Origin of the sequence: Actinomadura sp. NBRC 104425 (assembly GCF_030269545.1) — a bacterium.
Classification (GTDB): domain Bacteria; phylum Actinomycetota; class Actinomycetes; order Streptosporangiales; family Streptosporangiaceae; genus Spirillospora; species Spirillospora keratinilytica.
Window position 1 is genome coordinate 1 of the sequence record NZ_BSTN01000054.1, and the last position, 11080, is coordinate 11080.

Sequence of the window (11080 nt, forward strand, 5' to 3'; positions counted from 1 at the left end):
TGCGCATCGACTCGCTCGATGACCTGATCGCGGAGCAGTCTTCCGAGCCGCTGGGGGTCGGGCTGGACCCGGCGAGCCTGGCGTACGTCATCTACACCTCCGGTTCCACGGGCCGTCCCAAGGGCGTGATGGGGCACCACGGCGGCATGGTGAACCTGGTGGAGGCGCTGCGCCCGGTCCTGGGCGCGGCCCCGGGCAAGTCAGTTCTGCAGTTCGCCTCATTCAGCTTCGACGCCTCCGTCTTGGACATCGCGGTGACGCTCTCGTCGGGTGCGACGCTGGTGATCGCCACGCCGCAGGAGCGTGCCGACTCGGCGGCGTTGACCCGGATGCTCAACGAGCAGGGCGTGGATGCGGCGAGCATCGTGCCGTCCCTGTTGAGCGTGCTCGACCCGGCGCAGGTCAAGGGCGTGAAGCGGTGGGTGCTGGGCGCCGAACGGCTGTCGGCGGACCTGGCCGCCCGCTGGGCAGGCGGCGATCGACTCTGGAACACCTACGGGCCGACCGAGACGACCGTCATGGCCACAGTCGGTGTGGTGGACGGTCCGGGCACGCCGCCGATCGGCTGCCCGATCGGCAACACCAAGACCTTCGTCCTAGACGAGTTCCTCCAGCCCGTTCCCGCCGGAGTGACCGGCGAACTCTACGTCGCCGGCGCCGGGGTCACCCGCGGCTACGTCAACCGCCCCGCCCTGACCGCCGAGCGGTTCGTGGCCTGCCCGTTCACCCCCGGCGAGCGCATGTACCGCACCGGCGACCTGGCCTGCTGGACGAGTGATGGCCGGTTGGAGTTCGTCGGCCGGGCCGACGAGCAGGTGAAGATTCGTGGTTTCCGGGTGGAGCCGGGCGAGGTCGAGGCCGTCCTGGCCGAGCATGAGAGCGTTGACCGTGCGGTGGTGCTGGTCCGAGACGAGCGTCTGGTGTCGTATGTCGTGCCGTCGAACGGTGCGGTGGACGCCGCCGTGCTCCGCGAGCACCTGTCGGCGAGCCTGCCCGAATACATGGTTCCGGCCGCCTTTGTGCAGCTGGAGGAGCTACCGCTGACGGTCAACGGGAAGCTGGACCGGACTGCGCTGCCTGCGCCCGATTTCGCGGGCCGGTCGGTGAGTCGGGCGCCGGCGACGCAGACCGAGGAGATCCTGTGCGGTCTGTTCGCCGAGGTGCTCGGCCTGGAGCGGGTAGGGGCCGAAGATTCGTTCTTCGACTTGGGCGGTGATTCGCTGCTGGCGATGCGGCTCATCGCTCGCGTGCGGGCGGTGTTCGACACCGAGATCGGGATCAGGACGCTGTTCGCCGAGCCCACGGTCGCCGGTGTCGCGAAGGCCGTGACGGCGGGCACGGACCGGGCCCGTCCGCCGCTGACGGCCAAGCCCCGTCCGGACAGGCTGCCGCTGTCCTACGGCCAGCAGCGCATGTGGTTCCTCAACCGGCTGGAAGAAGCGGGCGCCTCGTACAACATGCCGTTCGGGCTGCGGCTGTCCGGCGCTCTCGACATCGCGGCGCTTGAAGCGGCCCTGCGCGATGTGGCCGACCGGCACGAGACCCTCCGCACCATCTACCCCGAAGTCGACGGAACTCCCTACCAGCTTCCCTTGGCGGACGGTCACCCCGAACTCGTGATCAGCCACGCGGCCGGTGAGGACGAACTCAAGGCCCTCCTGGAGGCCGACGCGGGCCGTGGCCTCGACGTGGAGTCCGAACTGCCGTGGCGGGTCCGGCTGGTGGTGCTCGGTGAGGACGAGTACGTCCTGCTCATGGTGGCCCACCACATCGCGGCCGACGGCCTGTCGATGGGCGTCCTGGCCCGTGACCTGGGCGTCGCGTACGCGGCGCGGCGGGAAGGGCATGCCCCGGACTGGCCGCCGCTGCCCGTCCGGTACGCCGACTATGCGATCTGGCAGCGCGAGGTTCTCGGCGACGGCGATGACCCCGGCAGCGTGATGAACCGCCAGCTGAGCCACTGGCGGGAGGTGCTGCGGGACCTGCCGGAGGAGCTGGCGCTGCCGACCGATCGGCCACGGCCATCGGTGGCCACGTTCGAAGGGGCGTCGGTACCTCTGAACGTCGGTCCCGAGACGCATGCCGGTCTGCTGCGGGTGGCGCAGCGCGGCGGCGCCACGGTGTTCATGGTGGTGCAGGCCGCGTTGGCGGCGCTGCTCGCACGGCTCGGCGCGGGCACCGACATCCCGATCGGCACGGTCGTGGCGGGCCGGGGTGATGCCGCGTTGGACGGGCTGGCGGGGTTCTTCGTCAACACGCTGGTGTTGCGCACCGACGTCAGCGGCAACCCGTCCTTCCTCGACCTGCTGGCGCGGGTCCGTGAGACCGACCTCGCCGCCTACGCCCACCAGGACCTGCCGTTCGAGCGGCTGGTGGAGGAGCTCAACCCGGCCCGCTCGCTGGTGCGGCACCCCCTGTTCCAGGTCATGCTCGCCTACGGCAACGTCCCGCCGATCCGGTGGGAACTGCCGGGCCTGGACGTGAGGCCGATGCAGTCGGATTCCCTGCCGCCGACGGTGGTGGGTGCCCGCTTCGACCTGTCCATCATGCTGGCCGAGCACGCGTCCGGGCTCGAAGGCATGATCCAATACCCGACCGACCTGTTCGACGAGAGCACCGTCCGTGCGCTGGCCGAACGGCTGGTCCGGATGCTGGAGCAGGTGGCGGCCGAGCCCGAAGCACCACTTGACCGGCTGGAAATTCTCGACCCCGCCGAGCGTGAACTGCTCATCGACGGCTGGAATGCGACTGCTCGGCCGGTGGCGGGTGGTTCGTTGGTGGATCGGTTCGCCGAGTGGGTGGAGCGTTCGCCGGGGGCCACGGCGGTGGTGGGTGCTGGTGGTTCGTGGACGTTCGCCGAGTTGGATGCGGCCAGTAGCCGGGTGGCGCAAGACCTGGTGGTCCGTGGTGTTCGGCGCGGTGATCTGGTGGGCGTTGTGGTGGAGCGGTCGCCCGAGTTGGTGGCGGTGTTGTTGGGGGTGTTGAAGGCGGGGGCGGGTTATGTGCCGGTCGATCCCGGTTATCCGTCCGCGCGGATCGCGTTGATGCTGGCCGACGCCCGCCCGGCCCTCGTGGTCTGCGCGGAGCGGACTCGGCATGTCGTCCCCGACGGGTCGCCGGCGTTCGTCCTGGGCGACCTGGACACCCGGCCGGTCACGGCGCCGAACGTGGCAGTGTCGGCCGACGACGTGGCATATGTGATCTTCACGTCGGGTTCGACGGGTGTGCCGAAGGGTGTGGCGGTTCGGCATGGCGGTGTGGTGAACCTGGTGGCTGCCCAGTCGGACGGCTTCGGTGTGGGGCGTGACGCGCGGGTGTTGCAGTTCGCGTCGTTGGGGTTCGACGCGGCGGTCTCCGAAGTGTTCGTGGCGCTGTTGTCCGGCGGCGCGGTGGTGATGGTGGACGCGCCGGGCGATGACCTGGCGCGGGTGGTGGAGTCATATGAGGTCACGCACGTGACCGTGCCGCCGTCGGTGCTGGGTGTGGTGGATGACCTTCCTGATGGTGTGACGGTGGTGGCGGCGGGTGAGGCGTGCCCGCCGTGGTTGGCGCGGCGGTGGTCGGCGGGGCGGCGGTTCATCAACGCCTACGGGCCGACCGAGACGACGGTGTGCGCGACGATGACCGCGCCGCTGACCGGTGGGGATGTCGTGCCGATCGGTCGTCCCATCGCCAACACCCGGGTGTTCGTGCTGGACGAGTTCCTTCGTCCCGTCCCACCCGGCGTGACCGGCGAAATGTATGTGGCCGGTGCGGGTGTGGCCCATGGGTACGTCAACCGGCCTGGCCTGACGGCTGAACGGTTCGTGGCCTGCCCGTTCGACGTAGGCAGCCGCATGTATCGGACGGGTGACCTGGCCAAGTGGACGTCCGATGGCGAGTTGGTGTTCGCCGGGCGTGCCGACGAGCAGGTGAAGATCCGTGGGTTCCGGATCGAGCCGGGCGAGATCGAAAAGGTCCTCGCCGGGCGTGAGGACGTCGCCCAGGTCGCGGTCGTGGCCAGGGAGGACAGGCCGGGTGACAAGCGTCTCGTCGCCTACGTCGTCCCGGCCGAAGGCGACTTTGCGGGGCCGGTGGCGTTGCGTGACTACGTTGCCGAACGGTTGCCCGAGCACATGCTCCCGGCCGCCGTGGTCAAGCTGGACGCGCTTCCCGTCACCGCCAACGGCAAGCTCGACCGCGCCGCCCTGCCCGCCCCCGACTACGGCGGACGCTCGGGCGGACGTGCCCCGCTGAACGCCACGGAAGAGGTCGTGTGCGGCCTGTTCGCCGAAGTTCTCGGCCTGGAGCGGGCCGGGGCCGAGGACTCGTTCTTCGAACTGGGCGGTGACTCGCTGCTGGCGATGCGGCTGCTCGCCCGAGTGCGGGCGGTGTTCGACGCTGAAATCGGCATCCGGACGTTGTTCGCCGCGCCCTCGCCGGCGGGCGTCGCACGTGCCGTCTCCGCAAAGGACGGCGCGGGACGTGCCGCGCTCACCGCGCGTCCCCGTCCGGACCGGGTGCCGCTCTCCTTCGGCCAACAGCGCATGTGGTTCCTGAACCGGCTGGAGCAGGAGGGGACGGGCGCAGGCTACAACCTTTCGCTCGCGCTGCGCCTATCGGGCGGGCTGGACGTGACGGCGCTGGAGGCGGCGCTCGCGGACCTCGCCGACCGGCACGAGACCCTCCGCACGGTCTTCCCCGACGACGGTGACACCCCCTACCAGCTGATCCTGACGGGCACGGCAGGTTATCCCCGCCTGCAGATCGACCGGATCGCCGCCGAGGACCTCGGCACCGCCCTGACCGCCGACGCCACCGTCCGTTTCAAACTCGGCCGCGAGCTGCCCTGGCGGGTCCGGCTGCTCGTGCTGGACGACGACGAGCACGTCCTCAGCATCGTCGCCCACCACATCGCGGTGGACGGGTGGTCCATGAGCGTCCTGGCCCGTGACCTGGGCGTCGCATACGCGGCACGGCTGGAAGGCCGGGAACCGGACTGGCCGCCGCTGCCCGTCCGGTACGCCGACTACGCGATCTGGCAGCGCGAGGTTCTCGGCGACCTGGACGACCCGAACAGCCTGATCAGCGGCCAGCTCGGCTACTGGCGCGACGCCCTGGCCGGTGCCCCGGAAGAACTCGTCCTGCCGACCGACCGGCCCCGCCCGGCCACGCCGTCGTTCCGGGCCGGGACGGTGCCGATGGACGTCGATCCCGAGACCCATGCCGGCCTGCTGCGACTGGCGCAGCGCGGCGGAGCGACGGCGTTCATGGTGGTGCAGGCCGCGTTGGCGGCGCTGCTCGCACGGCTCGGCGCGGGCACCGACATCCCGATCGGCACGGCCGTGGCGGGTCGCGGCGATGCCGCGTTGGACGGGCTGGCGGGGTTCTTCGTCAACACGCTGGTGTTGCGCACCGACGTCAGCGGCAATCCCTCCTTCCTCGACCTGCTGGCGCGGGTCCGTGAGACCGACCTCGCCGCCTACGCCCACCAGGACTTGCCGTTCGAGCAGCTCGTGGACGACCTCAGCCCGGCCCGCTCGCTGGTGCGGCCCCCCTTGTTCCAGGTCATGCTGGCGTTCGGCAACATCCCCCCGGCCTCCTGGACACTGCCGGGCCTCCAAGTCGAACCCCTGCCGATGCAGGAGGGCACCGAGGCCGCCCGCGTCGACCTGTCGCTGTCGCTGGCCGAACGCCGGGACACCGACGGCGCCCCGGCCGGCCTGGAGGGCGGGCTGCACTACGCCGCCGACCTGTTCGACGAGTCCACCGTCCGCGCGCTGGCCGACCGGCTCACCCGCGTGCTCCGGCAGGTCGCCGCCGACCCCGACCTGCCCGTTGACCGGCTGGAAATCCTCGACCCGACCGAACGGCACACGGTCGTCGAGGGCTGGAATGCGACCGCTCGGCCGGTGGCGGGTGGTTCGTTGGTGGATCGGTTCGCCGAGTGGGTGGGGCGTTCGCCGGGGGCCACGGCGGTGGTGGGTGCTGGTGGTTCGTGGACGTTCGCCGAGTTGGATGCGGCCAGTAGCCGGGTGGCGCATGAGCTGGTGATTCGTGGTGTTCGGCGCGGTGATCTGGTGGGCGTTGTGGTGGAGCGGTCGCCCGAGTTGGTGGCGGTGTTGTTGGGGGTGTTGAAGGCGGGGGCGGGTTATGTGCCGGTCGATCCCGGTTATCCGTCCGCGCGGATCGCGTTGATGCTGGCCGACGCCCGCCCGGCCCTGGTCGTCTGCGGGAAGGCCACGCGGCACGTCGTCCCTGATGGAACGCCGGCGTTCGTCCTGGGCGAGTTGGACACCCGCCCGACGGCCGCACCTAAGGTCCCCGTGTCACCCGAGGACGTGGCCTACGTCATCTTCACGTCGGGTTCGACGGGTGTGCCGAAGGGGGTGGCGGTTCGGCATGGCGGTGTGGTGAACCTGGTGGCTGCCCAGTCGGACGGCTTCGGTGTGGGGCGTGACGCGCGGGTGTTGCAGTTCGCGTCGTTGGGATTTGACGCGGCGGTCTCCGAAGTGTTCGTGGCGCTGTTGTCCGGCGGCGCAGTGGTGATGGTGGACGCACAGGGCGGCGACCTGGCAGGAACCATCGCCTCGTACCAGGTGACGCATGTGACCGTGCCGCCGTCGGTGCTGGGCGTGGTGGATGACCTTCCTGATGGTGTGACGGTGGTGGCGGCGGGTGAGGCGTGCCCGCCGTGGTTGGCGCAACGGTGGTCGGCGGGGCGGCGGTTCATCAACGCCTACGGGCCGACCGAGACGACGGTGTGCGCGACGATGACCGCGCCGCTGACCGGTGGGGATGTCGTGCCGATCGGTCGTCCCATCGCCAACACCCGGGTGTTCGTGCTGGACGAGTTCCTTCGTCCCGTCCCACCCGGCGTGACCGGCGAAATGTACGTCGCGGGTGCCGGTGTGGCTTACGGGTATGTCAACCGGTCTGGTCTGACGGCTGAGCGTTTCGTGGCCTGCCCGTTCGACGTAGGCAGCCGCATGTATCGGACGGGTGACCTGGCCAAGTGGACGTCCGATGGTGAGCTGGTGTTCGCCGGGCGTGCCGACGAGCAGGTGAAGATCCGTGGGTTCCGGATCGAGCCGGGCGAGATCGAAAAGGTCCTCGCCGAGAGGGAAGACGTCGCGCAGGTCGCGGTCGTGGCCAGAGAGGACCGTCCGGGCGACAAACGCCTCGTCGCCTACATCGTCCCGGCTGAAGGGCGCTCGGCCGGTGCGGTGGCGTTGCGTGAGTACGTCGCCGAGCGGTTGCCCGAGCACATGGTTCCGGCCGCCGTGGTGAAACTGGACGCGCTTCCCGTCACCGCCAACGGCAAGCTCGACCGCACCGCCCTGCCCGCCCCCGACTTCGCCGGGCGAGCCGAGGGACGTGCCCCCGCCAACCCCATCGAAGCCCTGCTGTGCGAGCTGTTCGCCGAGGTGCTCGGCGTGGAACAGGTCGGCGCCGACGACTCCTTCTTCGAGCTCGGCGGCGACTCCATCCTCGCGATCCTCCTGGTGTCCAAGGCACGCCGCGCCGGCCTGAAGATCGCCACCATGGAGGTGTTCCAGCTCCCTTCACCCGCCGGGCTCGCCACCGTCGCCGAATCCGTCACCGGAGACCACCAGGAGCCCCCGGCCGCAGCCGAGGCGATCGGCCGGGCGCCGCTAACCCCGGTGATGCGCGAACTCGCTGAACGTTCGGGGCGTACCGCCCTGGAGGGCGCCTTCTTCCAATCGACGCGGCTGGCCGTGCCCGCCGGGCTCAGCCTCGACCGGCTCGTCGCCGCGCTGCGCGCGGTCATGGACCGCCATGACATGCTGCGCGCCCGGCTGGACGAGCCGTGGGAACTGGTGATCCCCGAACCGGGCACCGTGGACGTCGCAGCGCTCGTCCACCGCGTCACGGCCGAAGCCTCAGAGCAGGCCGTCGCCGAACAGCTGCAACTGGCCGGCGCCCGGCTCGACCCGGCGGCCGGAGTGATGACCCGGCTCGTCTGGTTCGACGCGGGCCCCGCCGCCGAGGGCACGCTGCTGTGGGTCATCCACCATCTCGCCGTGGACGGCGTGTCCTGGCGTGTGCTGCTGCCCGATCTCGCCCACGCCTACGAGAACCCGGACGACCCCTTGGAGCCCGTGTCGATGTCGTTCCGCAGCTGGGCGCTGGCGCTGTCCGCCGAGGCGCGGCGTCCCGAGCGGACCGCCGAGCTGCCGGCCTGGAAGGCGATGCTCGACCACCCCGAACCGCCGCTCGGCGGGCGGCCGCTGGACCCGGCCCGCGATCTGCTCGCCCGGATGCGCAGGGTGACGAAGACCGTCCCGCCCGAGACGACCGGTGCGCTGCTGACCCGTGTTCCGGCGGCGTTCCACGCGGGCATGGACGACGTCCTGCTCGCCGCGCTGGCCGCCGCGCTCACCGAGGTCCGCGGCACAGGGAGCGTCCTGGTGGACGTCGAAGGCCACGGCCGGGTCGCCCTGTCCGACGGCATGGACCTGTCCCGGACCGTCGGCTGGTTCACCAGCGCCCATCCCGTCCGCCTCGACGCAGGGCCGATCGACCCCGCCGAGGTGCGCACCGGCGGGCCCGACGCGGGCCGACTGCTCAAGCGCATCAAGGAGCAGTTGCGCGCGGTGCCGTCCGACGGGCTCGGCTACGGGCTGCTGCGCCACCTCAACCCCGACACCGCCGCCGAACTGGCCGCCCTGCCGGTACCGCAAATCGGCTTCAACTACCTCGGTCGTTTCACCGGCGGCACCGAGAACGGCGCCCGCACCGCCTGGCGGCAGGTCGGCGAGGGCGGCGGCGCCGACCCCGCGATGGCGGCCCCGCACGCCCTGGAACTCACCGGCCTGGTCCGCGAAGGCCCGCACGGACCCGAACTGGAACTGTCCCTCAGCTGGCCGGAGGGCCTGCTGGACGAAGCGGAGGTCGACGCTCTCGCCGCCGGTTGGACGGCCATGCTCGCCGGCCTCGTCGCGCACACCGACGGCACCGGCGCCGGAGGCCATACGCCGTCGGACTTCCCGCTGGTGACGCTGGCCCAGGACATGATCGACGAGCTCGAAGCCGAGTACATGGACGAAAGGGGAACGCGGTGACGCAGAGGCGGGTCGAGGACGTCTGGCCCCTGTCGCCGTTGCAGGAGGGGCTGCTGTTCCACGCCCTGTACGACGAGCGGACCCTCGACGTCTACACCGTCCAGCAGATCGTCGAGCTGGACGGCCCCCTCGACGCGGACCTGCTGCGCCGCTCCTGGGCGGCGCTGCTGGACCGGCATGCCAGCCTGCGCGCCGCCTTCCGCCAGCCCGCCGGATCCCAGCAGCTCGTCCAAGTGATCGTCCGCGGTGTGGAGCTGCCCTGGCGGGAGATCGACCTGTCCGGCCGGGCACCGTGCGCCGCGTCGGCGGAGGCCGACAGGATCGCCGACGACGAACGGAGCCGCCGCTTCGACCTGGATGCGCCGCCGCTGCTGCGGCTCCTGCTGGTCCGACTCGGCGAGACCCGGCACCGGCTGGTCGTCACCGTCCACCACATCGTCATGGACGGCTGGTCCATGCCGATCCTGATGCGGGAACTGTGGGCGGTGTACGCGGCGGGCGGCGACACCTCCGGCCTGCCGTATGTGACCCCCTACCGCGAGTACCTGGCCTGGCTCGCCCGCCAGGACAAGGACCGCGCGCGGGCCGCGTGGCGCGAGACGCTCGCCGGAGCCGAGGAGCCGACCCTGCTCGTGCCGTCCGTACGGGACGCGGACCCGGTCATGCCGGAAGAAGTCATCGTCGACGTGGGCGAGCGGCTCAGCGGTGAACTGCGCGACCTGGCCCGCGGCGTCGGGGTGACGCTGAACACGGTCGTGCAGGCGGGCTGGGCGGTGCTGGTCGGAAAGCTGACGGGGCGTCGTGACGTGGTGTTCGGTGCGACCGTCGCGGGCCGCCCGGCCGACCTGCCCGGTGTTGAGCGGATGCTCGGCCTGTTCGTCAACACGGTGCCGGTGCGGGTGGCGTTGCGGCCGGGTGAGACGGTGGCGGCTTTGCTGGGCCGGGTGCAGGCCGAGCAGTCGCTGCTGCTGGACCACCAGTACCTGGGGTTGGCGGAGATCCAGCGACTCGCCGGCTCCGGCGCCACCTTCGACACGCTCCTCGCCTACGAGAGCTTCCCCGGCGACCCGGCGGGGCCGCCTGACCTCGGCGGGCTCCGCATCGCCAGCACGGACGGCGCCGACGCCGCCCACTACCCGCTGACCCTGGCCGTCGCACCGCTCGACGTCCTCAAACTGCGCCTCAGCTACCGCCCCGACGCGTTCGACGAACAGTCGGCGCGGACGATCGGCGAACGGCTGGTGCGGTTGCTGGAGCAGATGGCGGCCGATCCCGGGCTGCTGGTGGGGCGTCTGGACGCGTTGGCCGCCGACGAGCGTGAGGTCGTGGTGTCGGGGTGGAACGACACCGCGCACGCGGTGGAGTCGGCGACGCTGGTGGAGTTGTTCGCTGCGCAGGTGGCCCGGACGCCGGGTGCGTTGGCGGTGGCGGACGAGCGTGCGCGGTGGTCCTACACCGAACTGGACGCGGCCAGTGACCGTGTCGCGGCGGAGTTGGCGTCGCGTGGCGTGGGCCGGGGCGACTTGGTGGGTGTGGTGGTCGATCGCTCCGTCGAGTTGGAGGCGGTGCTGCTGGGGGTGTTGAAGGCGGGGGCGGCGTATGTGCCGGTGGATCCGGGGTATCCGGCGGCGCGGATCGAGTTCATGCTGGCCGACGCCCGCCCGGCGGTCGTGGTGTGCACGTCGGCCACCCGTCACGTCGTGCCCGAGGGCACTGACGTGTTCGTGGTGGACGACCTGCCGTTGGATGGTGCGGCAGCGGCTCCCGTGACGTCGTTGGGTGCCGATGACGTGGCGTATGTGATTTACACGTCGGGTTCGACGGGTCGTCCGAAGGGTGTGGCGGTCTCGCACGGGGCGATCGTGAATCGTCTGCTGTGGATGCAGGACCGGTACCGGTTGGACGGTTCGGACCGGGTCTTGCAGAAGACTCCGGCGGGGTTCGATGTGTCGGTGTGGGAGTTCTTCTGGCCGCTGATCACCGGCGCGGGGTTGGTGATGGCGCGTCCGGGCGGC

At 71.1% G+C, this 11080-nt stretch carries 2 protein-coding genes; both read left to right on the forward strand.

Annotated elements, in window-relative coordinates; genetic code table 11:
* Positions 1-62 precede the first annotated feature (62 nt).
* The gene (locus QSK22_RS32780) at positions 63-9065 is read left to right on the forward strand and encodes a non-ribosomal peptide synthetase (protein ID WP_285498382.1); all 9003 of its coding nucleotides are present in this window, start codon (positions 63-65) and stop codon (positions 9063-9065) included.
* Positions 9062-11080, forward strand: a 2019-nt coding sequence (locus QSK22_RS32785) for a condensation domain-containing protein (RefSeq protein WP_285498381.1), incomplete at its 3' end; no start/stop codon positions are given. The genes QSK22_RS32780 and QSK22_RS32785, both read left to right, overlap by 4 nt.